General features: G+C 71.4%; 13 protein-coding genes. 12 read left to right on the top strand and 1 reads right to left on the bottom strand.

Features of this window, described 5'->3' with window-relative positions; all coding sequences use genetic code 11:
• The 12 genes from CCN39_RS34305 to CCN39_RS34250 form a co-directional block, all read left to right on the top strand.
• The coding region (locus tag CCN39_RS34305) for an ROK family protein (protein WP_143264262.1) at positions 1-675 on the top strand (675 nt) is incomplete at its 5' end.
• Between the two features lie 223 nt (positions 676-898).
• Positions 899-2,086, top strand: coding sequence for an ROK family transcriptional regulator (locus CCN39_RS34300; RefSeq protein ID WP_086849125.1), 1,188 nt, complete (start codon positions 899-901; stop codon positions 2,084-2,086).
• A complete protein-coding gene (locus tag CCN39_RS34295) occupies positions 2,083-3,579 on the top strand; it encodes a sugar ABC transporter ATP-binding protein (RefSeq protein WP_086849122.1) in 1,497 nt (498 codons plus the stop codon). The genes CCN39_RS34300 and CCN39_RS34295 overlap by 4 nt, the downstream gene beginning before the upstream one ends.
• The gene (locus CCN39_RS34290; protein ID WP_086849120.1) at positions 3,576-4,577 is read left to right on the top strand and encodes an ABC transporter permease; all 1,002 of its coding nucleotides are present in this window, start codon (positions 3,576-3,578) and stop codon (positions 4,575-4,577) included. The genes CCN39_RS34295 and CCN39_RS34290 overlap by 4 nt, the downstream gene beginning before the upstream one ends.
• Positions 4,578-4,583: 6 nt before the next feature.
• Positions 4,584-5,651, top strand: coding sequence for a substrate-binding domain-containing protein (locus tag CCN39_RS34285; protein WP_086849118.1), 1,068 nt, complete (start codon positions 4,584-4,586; stop codon positions 5,649-5,651).
• A 28-nt stretch (positions 5,652-5,679) separates the two neighbouring features.
• Complete coding sequence (locus CCN39_RS34280; RefSeq protein ID WP_086849116.1) at positions 5,680-6,825, top strand: Gfo/Idh/MocA family protein; 1,146 nt, start codon at positions 5,680-5,682, stop codon at positions 6,823-6,825.
• Positions 6,822-7,826 carry a sugar phosphate isomerase/epimerase family protein gene (locus tag CCN39_RS34275; RefSeq protein ID WP_086849114.1) on the top strand — a complete coding sequence of 335 codons (1,005 nt, stop codon included), beginning with the start codon at positions 6,822-6,824 and terminating at the stop codon, positions 7,824-7,826. Before CCN39_RS34280 ends, CCN39_RS34275 begins: the two co-directional genes overlap by 4 nt.
• 9 nt (positions 7,827-7,835) lie before the next feature.
• Complete coding sequence (locus tag CCN39_RS34270; protein ID WP_086849102.1) at positions 7,836-8,690, top strand: TIM barrel protein; 855 nt, start codon at positions 7,836-7,838, stop codon at positions 8,688-8,690.
• Positions 8,691-8,727: 37 nt separating this feature from the next.
• On the top strand, positions 8,728-9,696 hold the full coding sequence (locus CCN39_RS34265) for a multicopper oxidase domain-containing protein (RefSeq protein ID WP_086849100.1): 969 nt from the start codon (positions 8,728-8,730) through the stop codon (positions 9,694-9,696).
• Positions 9,693-13,640: a ThuA domain-containing protein gene (locus CCN39_RS34260; protein WP_086849098.1), complete on the top strand. Its 3,948-nt coding sequence runs from the start codon at positions 9,693-9,695 to the stop codon at positions 13,638-13,640. The genes CCN39_RS34265 and CCN39_RS34260 overlap by 4 nt, the downstream gene beginning before the upstream one ends.
• A 58-nt stretch (positions 13,641-13,698) precedes the next feature.
• A complete protein-coding gene (locus CCN39_RS34255) occupies positions 13,699-15,525 on the top strand; it encodes an OmpL47-type beta-barrel domain-containing protein (protein ID WP_086849096.1) in 1,827 nt (608 codons plus the stop codon).
• Between the two features lie 15 nt (positions 15,526-15,540).
• Positions 15,541-15,900: a hypothetical protein gene (locus CCN39_RS34250; RefSeq protein WP_086849094.1), complete on the top strand. Its 360-nt coding sequence runs from the start codon at positions 15,541-15,543 to the stop codon at positions 15,898-15,900.
• A gap of 70 nt (positions 15,901-15,970) precedes the next feature.
• On the opposite strand, the gene CCN39_RS34245 is transcribed toward CCN39_RS34250, so the two are convergent.
• The coding region (locus tag CCN39_RS34245; RefSeq protein WP_143264261.1) for a helix-turn-helix transcriptional regulator at positions 15,971-16,919 on the bottom strand (949 nt) is incomplete at its 5' end.

Raw genomic sequence — 16,919 nt, 5'->3', positions numbered from 1 at the left:
ATCGGCGGCCTGTGGGGCTGCCCGGTCGCGGTGGACAACGACGTCAACGCGATGGCGCTCGGCGAGCGGCACGCCGGGGTGGCCCGCTCGACCGACGACCTGATGTTCGTCAAGATCGGCACCGGGATCGGCTGCGGGATCGTGCTCGGCGGCAAGGTCTACCGCGGGGTCGCGGGCACGGCGGGCGACATCGGGCACATCCGGCTCGACGACTTCGGCCCGACCTGCGCGTGCGGCGAGGTCGGCTGCCTGGAGGCCTACTTCGGCGGGGCCGCGCTGGCCCGCGACGGGCTGGCCCTGGCCCGCAGCGGCCGGTCGGCGCACCTGGCCGAGGCGGCCGCCGAGCGCGGCGCGGTCACGGCCCGTGACGTCGGCCGGGCCGCCGCGGCGGGCGACTCCGGCGCGGTCAACCTCATCCGCGACGGCGGGCGGCGGCTCGGCCAGGTCATCGCCTCGCTGGTCTGCTTCATCAACCCGGGCATGGTGGTGATCGGCGGCGGGGTGGCCCAGCTCGGGCACCAGCTGCTCGCCGAGGTGCGCAGCGCGGTCTACCGGCGCTCGCTGCCGCTGGCCACCGGGAACCTGCCGATCGTGCTGTCCGAGCTGGGTGAGACGGCGGGCGTGATCGGGGCCGCGTGGTCGGCCACGGACCGGGCTTTCACGCTCAGCAGCTGAACCTTCGCGTGACCGAGCGTTGCTGAACGCGTCCACAGTGTAACGTCAAGATCGAGCAGACTTTTGCACGTAGTGAGCGAAAGTCTGTCCGGTTTCGCACGTCTATCCGGGTGAAAACCCGACTTAACGCACCGGTATCACCTTGACGAGTGATGCCAGTCACCCTACTTTCGCTGCCTGAGCGACAAAGTGCGTTCAGTAGCCAGCGCAAGATGGGGGCACCGTGGCCGTCACCGGAACGAGGCGAGCCGGCTCGGCGAGCCCGCGTACGGCGAACCTGGCCGCGGTCCTGCGGGCGCTGCGCACCGGCCCGCTCTCGCGCACCCAGCTGGCGGCCCGCTGCGGGATCGCGAAGTCCGCGGTTCCCGGCCTGCTCACCGAACTCGCCGAGCGCGGCCTGGTCCGGCCCGCCGGGGTCCTCCCCGGCAACGGACGGCCGAGCCGGCTGGTCGAACTGCACGGCGAAGACGCGTACGCGCTGGCGCTGGGCATCGAGGCCGACCGGCTGTCGGTCCTGGTCACCGATCTGTCGGGCCGGGTCCTGGCCGACCGCGCCGAGGCCGTCGACGTCGCCGCGCTCGGGCTCCAGAGAGGCATGGACGAGCTCGGCCGGCTGGCCCAGGCGGTCCTGCCCGGCCCGCCGGTCGGCGTCGCGATCTCGGTGCCCGGGCTGGTCGACTCGGCCGCCGCCGTGCTGCGGTTCGCGCCGGCGCTGCGCTGGCGGGACGCCGAAATCGCCGGTCTCATGGCGGCCCGGCTGGGCGTCCCGGTCGACGCCATCGCCGTGGACAACGACGCCAACCTCGGTGCCCTCGCCGAATCGGTCGCGGGCACCGGCACCGAGGTCTTCTACCTCGGCGGCGGCACGGCCGTCGGCGGCGGGTTCGTCTCCGGCGGCACGATCCTGCGCGGCGCGCGCGGCTTCGCGGGCGAGGTCGGGCACATCGCCGTCGACCCGTCCGGCGAACGCTGCGCCTGCGGCCGGACGGGCTGCCTGGAGACGAAGGCGAACCTGGCCGCCGTCCTGCGCGCGGCCGCGGCTCCCGGCGACCCGCTGCACGACCCCGCGCCCGGCGTCGAAGGCCGCGTCGCCCGGCTCAAGGACCGCATCCGGCTGGGCGACCAGCGCGCGGTGACGGCGGTCCACGAACTCGGTGTCGCGCTCGGCATCGCCCTGTCCACTGTGGTCGACGTGCTCGACCCGGAGGTCGTCGTGCTCGGCGGCTACTTCGCGGAACTGGGGGAGTGGCTGGTCGAACCGGTCCGCGTCGAACTCGCCGCCCGGCCACTGGGCCAGGCGCGGGTCGTGGCGTCCGGGCTCGGCCTGCAGGCACCGCTGCGGGGCGCCGCGCACCTGGCGGCCGAGCGGCTGTTCGCGAACCCGACGCTCGCCGAGGAGGCCACCGTATGAGCCTGCTGTCCGTCCGCGGGATCGTTAAGACGTTCCCCGGCGTCCGCGCCCTCGACGGCGTCGACCTCGACGTCGAACCCGGCGAGGTGCACTGCCTGCTCGGCCAGAACGGCGCCGGGAAGTCGACGCTGATCAAGGTCCTCTCCGGCGCGCACCAGCCCGACACCGGCGAAATCACCTGGCAGGGCGAACCGGTGACGCTCGGTTCGCCGGTCGACGCCCTGCGGCTGGGCATCGCCACCATGTACCAGGAGCTCGACCTCGTGCCCGGGCTTTCGGTGGCGGACAACATCTTCCTCGGCCACGAGCGCGCCCGCTTCGGCTTCACGCGCATCTCGCAGGCCCGCGACGAAGCCGCCCGCCTGATGGCCCGGCTCGGTCATCCGGACATCCGGCCGTCGACCGAGGTCGGCAAGCTCTCCGCCGCCGGGCAGCAGCTCGTCTCGATGGCGCGCGCGCTCGCCCACGACGCCCGGCTGCTCGTGATGGACGAACCCACCGCCGCGCTGGCCGGTGAGGAGGTCGACAACCTCTTCCGGATCGTCGGCGAGCTGACCGCCGACGGCGTCGCGGTCGTCTACATCTCGCACCGGCTCGAAGAACTGCGCCGGATCGGGCACCGGGTGACCGTGCTCAAGGACGGCCGGACCGTCGGCACCGGGCTCGACGCCGCCGCGACGCCGACCGCCGACCTGGTCGCGCTGATGGCCGGGCGCAAGGTCGAGACGGTCTTCGGGCCGCGCCACGACGGCCACGCCCGGCCGGAGACCGCCCTCGCCGTCGAGCACCTCTCCCGGACCGGCGAGTTCGAGGACGTGAGCTTCACCGTCCACGCCGGCGAGGTCGTCGGCATCGCCGGCCTGGTCGGCTCCGGGCGCAGCGAGCTGCTGGAGACGATCTTCGGTGCGCGCAAGGCCGACCGCGGAACCGTGACGGTGCAGGGCAAACCGCTCGGTCCCGGCGTCCGGGCGGCGGTCAGGGCGGGCATCGGCCTCGCCCCGGAGGAGCGCAAGAGCCAAGGCCTGCTGCTGGACCTGCCGGTGGTGCACAACGTCACCCTGGCCAGCCTCGGCCGGTACGCGAAGCTCGGTTTCACCGAGCGCGCCAAGGAGCTCGAGGACGCCGGCGCGAGCCTGCGCCGGCTCGACCTGCGGCCCGCCGATCCGCGGCGGATCGTCCGCACGCTGTCCGGCGGCAACCAGCAGAAGGCCGTGCTCGCGCGGTGGCTGGTCCGCGGGTGCCGGGTGCTGCTGCTCGACGAGCCGACGCGCGGCGTCGACGTCGGCGCCCGCGCCGAGCTGTACCGGCTGATCGACGAGCTGGCCGCGACCGGTGTCGCGATCGTGCTGGTGTCCAGCGAAATCCCCGAGGTGCTCGGGCTGTCCGACCGGGTGCTGGTGCTGCGCGAGGGCCGCGTCCTCGCCGACCGGCGCTCCTCCGGGCTGACCGAGGCCGAGGTGCTCGACGTGATTCTCGAGGGGAGCGCGGCATGACCGAAACCCAAGCACCGCCCCAGGAAGCGCTGCCCGCCGAACGGAAGCGGTTCACCTTCTCCGCCGACCCGCGGCTGCTCGGCCTGGCCGGGGTGCTCGTCATCCTGTGCCTGGTCGGCCAGTTCACCCGGCCGGAGCTGTTCTTCACCGAAAGCAACATCTCGACGATCCTGCGGCTGGCCGCGGCGATCGGCGTGGTGAGCGTCGGGATGACGTTCGTGATCATCAGCGGCGGCATCGACCTGTCGGTCGGCTCGATGGTCGGCCTGGCCGGCGTCTGGCTGACGACCCTGGCGACGCAGTCGTACGGGCCGTGGGTGATGGTCCTCTGTGGACTGGCGGTGGGCCTCGGCTGCGGGCTGGTCAACGGCGTCCTCGTCGCGTACGGCAAGGTCGTGCCGTTCATCGCCACCCTGGCGATGTACGTCTCGGCGCGCGGGCTCGCCGAGCGGATCAGCGGCCGGCGCACCCAGGTCGTCGCCGACCAGGACTTCCTCGCCTTCTTCCGGGGCGGGTTCCTCGGCATCCCGACGCTGATCTGGCTGTTCGCGCTGGTCTTCGCGGTCGGCTGGGTGGTGCTCAACCGCACCACCTTCGGCCGCCGGACGTACGCGGTCGGCGGCAACGCCGAGGCCTCGCGCCTGGCCGGCATCAACGTCAAGCGTCACCTCGCGCTCGTCTACGGCGTGGCCGGGCTCTGCTGCGGGATCGCCGCGCTGATGGTCGTCGCGCGGACGACGGCGGGCGCGTCGACCAACGGCATGTTCTACGAGCTCGACGCGATCGCGGCGGTGGTCATCGGCGGCACGTTGCTGACCGGCGGCCGCGGCTCGCTCATCGGCACGCTCGTCGGCGTGCTGATCTTCACGGTGCTGTCGAACATCTTCACGCTGAACAACCTGGACACCGACATCCAGAACATCGCCAAGGGCGTGATCATCGTGCTCGCCGTGCTCTTGCAGTTCCGGGCCAGGAAAGCCAGGACCGGTAGTCAGTAACCACCGATGGAGGTCATCATGGCCGAACACCCCTTCCTCGGCCGCCGGGGATTCCTGCTGGGCGGGGCCGCCGTCGGCGCCGGTGCGCTGCTGGCCGGCTGCACGGGGAACACGCCGGCGAACTCGGAGTCGAACGCGCCGGTCGCCAACGCGGGCAACAACGCCCAGCCGGGCAAGCCGATCACCATCGGCTTCTCCGCCCCGGCCGCCGACCACGGCTGGATCGCGGCGATCACCAAGAACGCCAAGGCCCAGGCGCAGAAGTTCAGTGAGGTGAAGTTCAACGCCACCGAGGGCACCAACGACGTCAACCAGCAGATCTCCCAGGTGGAGACGCTGATCAACGCCAAGGTCGACGTCCTGGTGATCCTGCCCTTCGACGGCAAGGCGCTCACCGCGGTCGGCCAGCAGGCGATGGACGCGGGTATCCCGGTGATCAACCTCGACCGCGTCTTCGACACGCCGCTGGCCTATAGAACGTGGATCGGCGGCGACAACTACCGGATGGGCGTCAACGCGGGCAACTACATCGCCGCGGAGCTCAAGAAGAAGAACGTCGCGAACCCGGTCATCGGCGAGGTCGCCGGGATCGACTCGCTGCCGCTGACCCAGGAACGCAGCAAGGGGTTCAAGGACGCGCTGGGCCGCGCCGGGTTCAAGGTCGGCCCGCGCGTCTCGGCGCAGTTCACGTCGGAGTCGGGCGAGCAGCAGACGGCGAACCTGCTGCAGGGTGCGCCGAAGCTGGACGCGCTGTGGAACCACGACGACGACCAGGGCATCGGCGTCAACGCGGCGATCGACACCGCGGGCCGCAAGGAGTTCATCATGGTCGGCGGCGCCGGCTCGAAGAACATGATGAACCTGATCAAGGCCGACTCCTCGCCGATCAAGGCGACCGTGCTCTACAGCCCGTCGATGGCGTCGACGGCGGTCGCGCTCGCCCGCCTGCTCGGGCAGGGCAAGGGGATCGGCGACCTGGCCGAGCACGACATCCCGGCCGAGATCACCACGTATTCGGCGGTCGTGACCAAGGAGAACGTCGACCAGTACCTCGACGTCGGCTTCGACTCCTGACCACCGGCACCGAAACCAGAGGAGGGGCATGAGCCCGGGACGGGAAACCATCGGGATCGGCATGGTCGGCCACGCGTTCATGGGTGCGGTGCATTCGCACGCCTGGCGCAGCGTCCACCGGTTCTTCGACCCGCCGCTGGTGCCGCGGCTCGCCGTGCTCGGCGGCCGGGACGAGGCCCGGGCCAAGGCCGCCGCGGAGAAGTTCGGCTGGGAGGACGTCGAGACCGACTGGCGGAAGCTCGTCGCGCGGGACGACGTCGGCCTGGTCGACGTCTGCACGCCGGGGGACAGCCACGCGGAGATCGCGATCGCCGCGCTGGCGGCCGGGAAGCACGTGCTGTGCGAGAAACCCCTGGCCAACTCGGTCGCCGAGGCCGAAGCGATGGCCGAGGCGGCGCGGCGGGCCCGGGAACGCGGGGTACGGGCCATGGTCGCGTTCAACTACCGCCGGGTGCCCGCGCTCGCCCACGCCCGGAAACTCGTGGCGGGCGGGGCGCTCGGCGAGATCCGGCACGTGCGGTCGGTGTACCTGCAGGACTGGCTGTCGGATCCGCGGGCGCCGATGACCTGGCGGCTCCGCAAGGAGTCCGCCGGGTCGGGCGCGCTGGGCGACCTGGGCGCCCACATCGTCGACGCCGCCCAGTTCGTCACCGGCGAGGTGATCACCGGGGTCTCGGCGCTGACGAACACCTTCGTCAAGCAGCGGCCGGCCGAGACCGGCGGCACGGACGAGGTGACGGTCGACGACACCGCGTTGTTCCTCGCGCGGCTGTCCGGGGGAGCGGTGGCGACCTTCGAGGCGACCCGGTTCGCGCTGGGCCGCAAGAACGCCATGCGGCTGGAGGTCAACGGGTCGAAGGCCAGCCTGGCGTTCGACTTCGAGTCGATGAACGAGCTGCAGTGGTACGAGGGCAGCGGCACCGAAGCCGGGTTCCGCCGCATCCTGGTCACCGAGCCGCAGCACCCGTACGTCGGCGCGTGGTGGCCGCCGGGGCACCTCCTCGGCTACGAGCACACGTTCACCCACGAGGTCGCCGACCTCCTGGACGCCATCGGCGCGGGCACCGACCCCGAGCCGGGCTTCGACGACGGCCTGCGCGTCCAGCGGGTGCTGGCCGCCGTCGAGCGGAGTGCCGCGGAAGAAGCGAACTGGACGTCGGTGGAGGAGAAATGAGCCGTCCCGTCACGTTGTTCACCGGCCAGTGGGCCGACCTGCCGTTCACCGAGGTCTGCAAGCTCGCCTCGGAATGGGGTTACGACGGTCTGGAGATCGCCTGCTCGGGCGACCACTTCGAGGTGGACCGCGCACTGTCCGAAGAGGACTACGTGCCCGGACGGCTGCGGCTGCTCGCCGACCACGGCCTCAAGGTGTGGGCGATCTCGAACCACCTCGTCGGGCAGGCTGTCTGCGACGACCCGATCGACCACCGGCACCAGGCGATCCTGCCGTCCCGCATCTGGGGCGACGGCGAACCCGAGGGCGTCCGGCAGCGCGCGGCGGCCGAAATGGCCGACACCGCGCGCGCGGCGGCGAAGCTCGGCGTCGACACCGTCATCGGCTTCACGGGGTCGAAGACCTGGAAGTACGTCGCGATGTTTCCGCCGGTCACGCGCGATGACATCGATGACGGTTACGCGGACTTCGCCCGCCGGTGGCACCCGATCCTGGACGTCTTCGACGAGGTCGGCGTCCGGTTCGCGCACGAGGTCCACCCCTCGGAGATCGCCTACGACTACTGGACGACCAAGCGCGCTCTCGAAGCCGTCGACCACCGGCCGGCGTTCGGGCTGAACTGGGACCCGTCGCACTTCGTCTGGCAGGACCTCGACCCGGTCGGGTTCATCCTCGACTTCGCCGACCGGATCTACCACGTCGACTGCAAGGACACCCGCAAGCGCTTCGACGGCCGCAACGGGCGGCTCGGCTCGCACCTGGCCTGGGCGGACCCGCGGCGGGGCTGGGACTTCGTGTCCGTCGGCCACGGCGACGTCCCGTGGGAGGACTGCTTCCGGGCACTGAACTCGATCGGCTACTCCGGCCCGATCTCGGTGGAGTGGGAAGACGCCGGGATGGACCGGCTCCGCGGCGCGGCGGAGGCGGTGAAGTACGTACGCGAGCACCTGTTCGACAAGCCGTCGGCAGCTTTCGACGCGGCTTTCAGCAACCAGAGATGAGGGAGTTCCATGTGCGGTCATGAAGCTGAGCAGCACTCCCGACGAACGTTCCTGAACGTGGCGACAGCGGCCCTCACGGTGGGCGCGGCGGCCATCGCGTTGCCCGGTACCGCGGACGCCGCCACGGCCCGGCGCCGGATCCCGCTCGACAAGATCAGCATCCAGCTCTACTCCCTGCGGTCGCTCCTGCAGAACGATCCCGAAGGCACGCTGTCCGCGCTGGCCGACATCGGCTACCGGAAGGTCGAGCTGGCCGGCACCTACGGGCGCAGTGCCGCCGAGTTCCGCGCCATCCTCGACCGCAACCACATCGAGGCCTCCTCGACGCACGTCGGCATCGACGGCGACCTGAACCAGGCGATCGCCGACGCCAAGGTCCTCGGCAACCGCTCCGTCGTCGTGCCGTACGCGAATTTCGGCACCATCGCCGAGTGGGAAGCCTTCGCGGGCCGCATGAACACCGCCGCGGTCGCCTTCAGGAAGGCCGGGCTGAAGCTCGGCTACCACAACCACGACCACGAGTTCGCCCCGATCGGCGGTGTCGTGCCCTACGACGTGCTCACCGCGAAGACGGACAAGCGGCTCGTGCACCTGGAAATCGACCTGTTCTGGGCGGTGAACGGCGGCGCGGACCCGGTCGGGCTGTTCCGCCGCAACTACCCGCGCGTGCGGCAGTACCACGTCAAGGACCGGACCGCGGACGGGCAGATGGTCGATCCCGGCGCAGGTGTCATCGACTTCCCGCGCATCTTCGCCGCTTCCTGCCACAACATCGCCGAATACATCGTCGAGCACGACCAGCCCGCCGACCCGCTGAACACGGCGAAGGTCGGGTTCGAGTACCTCCGCACCGTGCGCTTCTGACCCCGGGGGAATCCACATGCGAGTGTCACGTCGGTCGATGCTGGCCGGAACCGCCGCGGGCGTGCTCGCGCCCGCGGTCGGGGTGGCTCCGGCGGCGTCGGCCGCGGGCCTCACCCGCCAGCTCACCATCTACGCCGAAGCCCTGCCCGGTGGCCTCTACGGCTACGGCCTCGAGCCGGGCAAGGCCACCATCCCGGGGCCGCTGCTGGAGGTCTACGAGGGCGACACCCTCGAGATCGAACTGGTCAACCGGACCGACAAACGGCTGTCGATCCACCCGCACGGCGTCACCTACGACACCGCGTCGGACGGCGCCCCGCTCAACGCCTCGTTCAACAAGCCGGGCGAGACGCGCACCTACACCTGGCGCACGCGGACCCGGTACGACGCCGGCGGCGGGTTCTGGATGCCGGGCAGCGCCGGGTACTGGCACTACCACGACCACGCGATGGGCACCGACCACGGCACCGCCGGCCTCGCCCGCGGCCTCTACGGCGGGCTGATCGTCCGCAAGCGCGGCGACCTGCTGCCGAGCAAGCAGTACACCGTCGTCTTCAACGAAATGATGATCAACCACGCGATGGCGCCCGACACGCCGATCCTCGAGGCGCGCCTCGGCGAGCGCGTCGAGTGGGTGTGCATCGGGTACGGCAGCCTGCCGCACACGTTCCACCTGCACGGGCACCGCTGGGCCGACACCCGCACCGGGATGCTCCGCGGCGCCGATGACAACGCTGCCATCGTCGACAACAAGAACCTCGACCCCGGCAGCTCGTTCGGCTTCCAGGTGCTCGCCGGCGAAGGTGCCGGGCCCGGGGCGTGGATGTACCACTGCCACGTCCAGACCCACTCCGACGGCGGGATGGTGGGCCTCTTCCTGGTCCGCAACCCCGACGGCAGCCTGCCCGACGGTGCGCAGGACGCGATCGACCGGTTCAAGGAACACAGCCACACCGGGCACGACACGAACCCCGATTCCCGTACGCACGCAGGAGGGGAGCTATGAAACGACGATGGTTCGGCAGGCGCGGCGCGGTCGTGCTCGCCATCGGCTCGGTCCTGGCGGCCGGAGCTCCGCTGATGGCGATGCCCGTGGCCCAGGCCGCGCCCGCCGCGGTGAACGTGCCGGTGAACGTGCTGGTCTTCCACGGCGCGGCGGCCGGCCAGAAGGACCCGGTGCTCCGCGCGGCGGACGCGATCGCGCGGCTGGGCGGGGACAACGGCATCACCGTCACGGCGTCGTCGGACCCCGCCGTGTTCAGCACCGCCAACCTGGCCCGCTACCGCGGTGTCGTGTTCCTGTCCGCGCAGGGCGTCACCCTCAGCCGGGACCAGGAAGGCGCGCTGCAGGCGTACATGAAGGCCGGCGGCGGGTTCCTCGGCATCTCCGACGCGGCCCGCGCGCAGGACTCGTCGCAGTGGTTCACCGGCCTGATCGGCGCGCGCCCGGTCGGCGCCCGGCTCACGCCGGAAGCGGTCGCGTCGGTGACCGCGAGCGGGGAGAACCCGCCCAACGAAACCAAGGAGAAACTGGCCGACAACAACGAAAACACGAAGTGGCTGACGTTCGCGACGACCGGCTGGGCCGCCTACAAGATGGCCGCGCCGGTCGCGATCAGCAGCTACTCGCTGACGTCGGCGAACGACTTCCCGGGCCGGAACCCGAAGAACTGGACCCTCCAGGGCTCGGCGGACGGCAGCACCTGGACCGACCTGGACACGCGCGCGAACGAGACGTTCTCCGAGCCGTTCCAGACCCGGACGTTCACCTTCGCCAACACCACGGCCTACCCGAACTACCGGCTGAACATCACGGCCAACGCCGGGGAGCCGATCATCCAGCTGGCGGACCTCAAGCTGTTCAAGGACACTTCGACCACCCCGCCGCCGCCCGAGCCGGCGCCGCAGCAGGCCGTCGTCGACGTCCTCGACGCCCAGCACCCGGCCACCAAGGGGCTGCCGCAGAACTGGACGCGGACCGACCGCTGGCTCAACTGGGAAACCAACCCGGTCGGCACCGTCCACACGGTCGCGCAGGTCGAGGAGAAGGGCTACCAGCCGGGCGTCGGCGCGAACGGCCCGTTCCACCCGATCTCCTGGTGCCGCGACTACGACGGCGGCCGCTCCTTCTACACCGGCATGGGCCGCACCGAGGGCTCCTACGGTGAAGACCGGTTCCGCGACCACCTGCTCGGCGCCCTGCGCTGGACCACCGGCATGGTGCGCGGCGACTGCCAGGCCGGGATCGCCGCGAACTACAAGGTCGAGCGGCTGACCGGCAAGAACGCCGCCGGGCAGCTCGACCAGATCGGCGAGCCGCACGGGCTGACCGTCGCCCCGGACGGCAAGGTGTTCTACATCGGCAAGGCGGCCTGCCCGACCGGGCCGGTGGTCAGCTGGGACGACCCGAACGTCGGCCTCGGCTGCGGCACGATCCACCAGTGGGACCCCGCCACCAAGAAGGTCAAGCTGCTCACCACCCTGCGGGTGATGGGCAACCGCGGCAGCGGCGACGAGCTCGTCAAGAACGAAGAGGGCCTGCTCGGGATGGTGCTGGACCCGAAGTTCATCGAGAACGGCTGGTTCTACGCCTACTGGATGCCGCACGAGTCGATCGACCGCGACAAGCGGATCGGCAAGCGCACGATCTCGCGGTTCACCTACAACGCGACCGCGCAGACGATCGACCAGGCCACCCGCAAGGACCTGCTGTCCTGGGACGTGCAGATCCACAGCTGCTGCCACGCCGGCGGCGGCATGGCGTTCGACAAGGACGGCAACCTCTACGTCGGGTCCGGGGACAACAACTCCTCCGGCGGGTCGAACGGCTACTCGGGCAACAACTGGACGCTCGAGTACAAGGGCCTTTCGTTCCAGGACGCGCGCCGCACGGCGGGCAACACGAACGACTTCGGCGGCAAGATCCTGCGGATCCACCCGGAGGCGAACGGGACGTACACGATCCCGCAGGGCAACCTGTTCCCGAACGGTCCCGCGGACAAGACGCGCCCGGAGATCTACGTGATGGGCGTCCGCAACATCTCGCGCCTGCAGATCGACCCGGTGCACAACTGGATGACCGCGGGCTGGGTCGGCCCGGACGCGACGTCGCCGAGCCCCGAGCTGGGGCCGGCGAAGTACGAGACGGCCACGATCATCACCGAGGCGGGCAACCACGGCTGGCCGTACTGCATGGGCAACCGGCAGCCCTACCGCGACCGCAGCAGCACCAACGCCGCGGAACTCACCGGCTGGTACGACTGCGACAACCCGGTGAACACCTCGCCGCGCAACACCGGCCTGGTGAACCTGCCGCCGATCAAGGACAACATGATCTGGTACTCGCCGGACGGCGGCGGGCCGGTCTTCCCGAAGCGGCCGGGCTCGTCGATTCCGACGTACAACGCGGCGGACGCCACCTACACCCAGCCGTACCTGCGGGGCGGCGGCCAGGCGATCATGTCCGGGCCGACGTACCACCGCTCGCTGGTCAACACCGGCAGCGGCGTCGCGTGGCCGGAGTACTGGGACAACAAGTGGTTCATCGCCGACGAAGCCAACGCGCAGAACCGCGTCGCGGTGACGGTCGACCCGGCGGGCGTGCCCACGCACCAGCCGCCGGTGTTCGCCGAGACGTTCCGCCAGATCATCCCGGGCGGGTCCGGGGACACCCGGGTGCAGAGCTGGATGGACGCCAAGTTCGGGCCGGACGGCGCGCTGTACGTGCTCGACTACGGCAACGGGTTCTTCTCGCTGGACGCCAACCAGAAGCTGCTGAAGATCAGCTACACGGGCGGCGCGCCGACCCCGGCGCCGGCGGCGTCGTCGACGATGGTGCAGAACAAGGCGCTGACGGCGGCGTTCACCGGCTCGAAGTCCGGTGGCGTGTCCTACCGGTGGGAGTTCGGCGACGGCTCGGTGTCCACCCAGGCCGACCCGCGGCACACCTACCCGCGCACCGGCCTCTTCACCGCCAAGCTCACCGTGACGTATGCGAACGGCGAAACGGTGACGACCCGGGCGTCGGTGAACGTCGGCTGCGCGGTGGCCGACCCGAGCCCGGTGGTGACCCTCGGCGACACGATCACGAAGGTGGTCAACCGCAACGCCGGTGGTGGGTGCACGGTGGACGACTTCCTCGACGACGAAGGCACGTGGAGCACGCACGCGGCGTTCGTCAACCACGTCGAGCAGGCCACCGAGACGCTGTCGGACCTCGGGGTGCTGAACGACGCCGAGGTGACCGAGCTGAACGCGGCCGCCGAGGCGTCACCGATCGGGAAGCCGGGCACGACGGGCTACGAGGCGCTCTTCGACGGCACAGCCGCATCGCTGCGCGCCTGGGAGCAGGCACCTTCCGGGCAGTTCACGCTGCAACCCGACGGGTCCATCCGGGCCGGCGGCGGGCTGGGCATGCTGTGGTACGCGCAGCGGCAGTACGGCGACTTCTCGGTGAAGGTGCAGTTCAAGGACATCGCACCCGATCCGAACCGGGCCAACAGCGGCGTGTTCGTCCGGTTCCCGGATCCGCGGACACCGCTCGACCAGCGGCCGCCGGGCAGCTGCGGGACGGTCGGGTCGGCGCGGACGTCGCAGGCCTGGGTGGCCATCTACTGCGGCCACGAGATCCAGATCTACGACGGCGACACCGGCGAGCCGCAGAAGACCGGGTCGGTCTACAACTTCGACCCGCGCCCGATCGACCAGGCGGGCGCGCGGCCGAAGGGGACGTGGAACGAGTACGAGATCAAGGTCGTCGGGCAGCACTACACGATGACCCGCAACGGCGTGGTGATCAACGAGTTCGACAACACGCCCGGGCAGCAGTCGTCGCGCGCGGGTGACCCGCCGACCGACCTGCGGCAGTTCGTCAGCGGGTTCATCGGGCTGCAGAACCACAGCGACAACGACCTGATCGAATTCCGCAACATCCGGGTGCGGCAGCTGTAGCGAGATGGGGGCCGGGTTCCCGCCCGGCCCCCATCCTTCCCAGGAAGGGTTCCCCGCGATGTCCCCACGACTGATCGCCCTGCTGCTGACGGCGTTCCTGGCGGTGCTCGGGCTGGCGACGCCCGCGGCGGCGGCCCCGGTCCAGACGCTGACCTGGACCGGGAACAACAGCACCACCGAATACGCGTCGGCGCCCACCGGCGCCCTGCCCGGCGAGACCACCGTCGTCTTCGAGAACAGCGAAGCCACCGGCAACACGACCGGGATGTCGCACACCCTGACGTTCGACACGACGACGCCGGGCTACAACCACGACGTCTCGCTGAACATCCTGGCCAACCCGTTCGACCCGCAGGACGGGCGGCACGAGGCCGTCGTGACGCTCACGCCCGGCAAGTACCGCTACTACTGCACCATCCCCGGGCACACCGCGATGGTGGGCGAGTTCGTCGTCTCCGACGGCACCGGCGACACGACCCCGCCGACGGTGACCGCGGCGGTGGCGGGGGATCGCGATCCTTCGGGCAGCTACGTCGGGTCCGCCACGGTCTCGCTGACCGCGACCGATACCGGATCCGGCGTGGCGTCGGTCGAGTACCAGCTCGACGGCGGCACGTGGACCGCTTATGCGGCGCCGGTGGTGGTGACCGCCGCCGGTGCGCACATGCTGCACTACCGGGCCACCGACGTCGCCGGCAACACGTCGGAAGAAGGGATGGCGCACTTCACGGTCGTCGCGCGGCCGGGGGACACGACCGCACCCGCGGTGAGCGCCGCGATCACCGGCACCCAGGACCCGGCGGGCAACTACCTCGACGTCGCGACGGCCCGGATCACGGCCACCGACGCGGATTCCGGCGTGGCTTCGGTGGAGTACCAGCTGGACGGCGGCTCCTGGACCGCGTACACCGCTCCGGTCGCGGTGACCGCGGCGGGGACGCACATGCTGCACTACCGGGCCACCGACGTCGCGGGGAACGTGTCGCCGGAGGGCATGGCCCACTTCACCGTGGTCCGGAGCGACACGACGCCGCCCGCCGTGTCGGCCTCGGTGGCCGGCACGCAGGACGCCGACGGCAACTACGTCGGCAAGGCGACGGTTACGGTGACCGCTTCGGACGCGGGTTCCGGGGTCGCCGCGGTCGAGTACAAAGTGGACGGTGGGGTGTGGACCGCCTACGCCGCGCCGGTTCCGGTCTCCGCGGCCGGGGCGCACACGGTGGGCTACCGCGCTCGCGACGTGGCCGGCAATGCGTCCGCGGAGGGTGCGGTGTCGTTCACCGTGGTCGCCGGCGGGGACACGACGGCACCGTCGGTCGCGCTCCAGGTCACCGGGAAGCAGGACGGCGGCTGGAACTACGTGGGCTCGGCGACCGTGACGGTGACCGCCACCGACGCGGAGTCCGGTGTGGGCTTCATCGAGTACAAAGTGGACGCTTCGGCGTGGACCAGGTACGCGGCGCCGGTGGTCGTTCCGGCGCTCGGGGCGCACACCGTGCGGGCCCGGGCCACGGACGTCGCCGGCAACGTCTCGGCCGAGCTGACGGGGGTGTTCACGGTGGTCGCGGCCCCGCCGCCGCCGGATGCCTGCCCGGCCTCGGACACGCGGGAGACGGTGGTGATCGGTGGGATCGACAGCCAGGTGGAGAACGTCGACACCGGTAACGGCTGCACGATCAACGACGTCATCGACGAGAACGCGGAGTACGCGTCCCACGACCGGTTCGTGAAGCACGTGAAGGCGGTGACGCAGGAGCTCGTGGCCAACGGCGTGCTGTCCCCGGGCGACCGCAACCGCATCGTGACGGCGGCGGTCGAGTCCGGCGTCGGCGGCGGTTTGGCACCGGCGGACGGGGGTAAGCGGAAGGCTTCGGCCCGTACCTAGTGAAAAGAGTGACGGATGCCCGCGTTGACCCGCGTTCTCGGAGCGGTGACCGCCGCCTACAGCGCCACGATCATCGCCGCGCCGCGCGTACTGGCGAAACCGTGCGGCCTGACGACCCCGGCCGGCGGGGTCACCGCGGGCGTCCGGACCCTGATCGCCGGCATCGGCGCCCGCGACGCGGCCATCGGCCTGGCGATGCTGTTCGCGCCGGAGGGCAAGCCGCTCCAGGTCGCGCTCGCGGCCCGGGTGGTCTCCGGCGCGGCGGACGCGGTGGTGTTCGGCACCGGCTTGCCGGACCGGTCGGCGCGCCCGAAGGTGGCGGCGTTCGCGGCTGGCTGGGCGGCCCTGTGCGCGGCGTCGGCGTTGGTTCGTTGACGGGTCTCGCCGTGCGCCCGAGCCACCACGGCCGCCGGGTTCGGGCGGTCGCGTCCGCGGGACGTGGCCGTCAGACCTCCGAAGCCGACGAGTTCTCGGCCGCGAACCGCGCCAGTTCGGCGCGGTCGCGGACCGAGGTCTTCATCAGCAGGGCCGCCACGTGCTTTTCCACCGTGCGCGGGGAAATGTGCAGCCGCGCCGCCAACGCCTTGTTGCTGAGCCGGAACGCCAGCAGCTCGAAGACCTCGTACTCGCGCAGGGTGACGCCGATCGCGCGCAGGCTCTCGGGCACCCGCTCGGTGCCCGTGCGGCGCTGCTGCACCGACGCCCCGGCCCGGCGCAGGAGGGCGCGGCACGCGCTGGCCACCGGGATCACGTCCGCGCCGTGGAAGTGGCTTTCGGCTTCGCGAAGCCATTCCGCCGGTTCGCCCCAGCCGTCGTCGACGGCGGGCTCCGCGGTCAGGCGCAGGCCCAGCGGGCGGGCCACACCGAACGGGGCGGCCGCCTGGGCCGCGCGCCGCATCGCCGTGGCGGCGGCCTCGTGCGCGTGGTCGCGGCCGTGCAGCACCGCCTCGGCCAGCAGCACGAACTGGCGGTTCCAGCGCATCCCGCCGGTGGCCCCGGCCGCGACGCGCCGGTGGTCGTCCCAGGTCGCGTCCCCGGCGATGACGTCGAGCAGCAGCTTCAGGCCGTGGGTGCCGGCGAGGTGGAACGTGCTCTGCTGCCGCGCCTGGTCGGCGGCCAGGGTGTCCAGCTCGGCGCGCGCGGTCTCGCGGTCCTCCTCCAGCAGCGAGCAGAAGACCTGGGCCAGGCCGCGCGCGAGCGGTGCCTCGGGGCCGGCGTCACCGCCGCCGCGCCGGAAGTCGCCGAGCGCGGTCTCCATCGCCCGGCGGTCGCCGCGGTGTCCCGCCAGCACCGCCTGCGCCATCTGCACGTACCGGCTGACGGCGTACAGCTTGATCCGCGAGGCCTCCGCGTAGCACGCGTCGAGCCGCTGCCCGGCCTCGGCGAACCGGCCG

This window comes from Amycolatopsis kentuckyensis (genome assembly GCF_002155975.1).
Lineage (GTDB): Bacteria > Actinomycetota > Actinomycetes > Mycobacteriales > Pseudonocardiaceae > Amycolatopsis > Amycolatopsis kentuckyensis.
Note: the sequence above shows the minus strand (reverse complement) of the source record. Positions and strands in the feature narration are given on the sequence as shown.

Bases quoted from the DNA above. Each gene is read 5' to 3' on its own strand.
- CCN39_RS34290 (WP_086849120.1), top strand. From the start codon at position 3,576: ATGACCGAAACCCAAGCACCGCCCCAGGAAGCGCTGCCCGCCGAACGG.
- CCN39_RS34260 (WP_086849098.1), top strand. From the start codon at position 9,693: ATGAAACGACGATGGTTCGGCAGGCGCGGCGCGGTCGTGCTCGCCATC.
- CCN39_RS34295 (WP_086849122.1), top strand. From the start codon at position 2,083: ATGAGCCTGCTGTCCGTCCGCGGGATCGTTAAGACGTTCCCCGGCGTC.
- CCN39_RS34280 (WP_086849116.1), top strand. From the start codon at position 5,680: ATGAGCCCGGGACGGGAAACCATCGGGATCGGCATGGTCGGCCACGCG.
- CCN39_RS34265 (WP_086849100.1), top strand. From the start codon at position 8,728: ATGCTGGCCGGAACCGCCGCGGGCGTGCTCGCGCCCGCGGTCGGGGTG.
- CCN39_RS34270 (WP_086849102.1), top strand. From the start codon at position 7,836: ATGTGCGGTCATGAAGCTGAGCAGCACTCCCGACGAACGTTCCTGAAC.
- CCN39_RS34255 (WP_086849096.1), top strand. From the start codon at position 13,699: ATGTCCCCACGACTGATCGCCCTGCTGCTGACGGCGTTCCTGGCGGTG.
- CCN39_RS34250 (WP_086849094.1), top strand. From the start codon at position 15,541: ATGCCCGCGTTGACCCGCGTTCTCGGAGCGGTGACCGCCGCCTACAGC.
- CCN39_RS34275 (WP_086849114.1), top strand. From the start codon at position 6,822: ATGAGCCGTCCCGTCACGTTGTTCACCGGCCAGTGGGCCGACCTGCCG.
- CCN39_RS34285 (WP_086849118.1), top strand. From the start codon at position 4,584: ATGGAGGTCATCATGGCCGAACACCCCTTCCTCGGCCGCCGGGGATTC.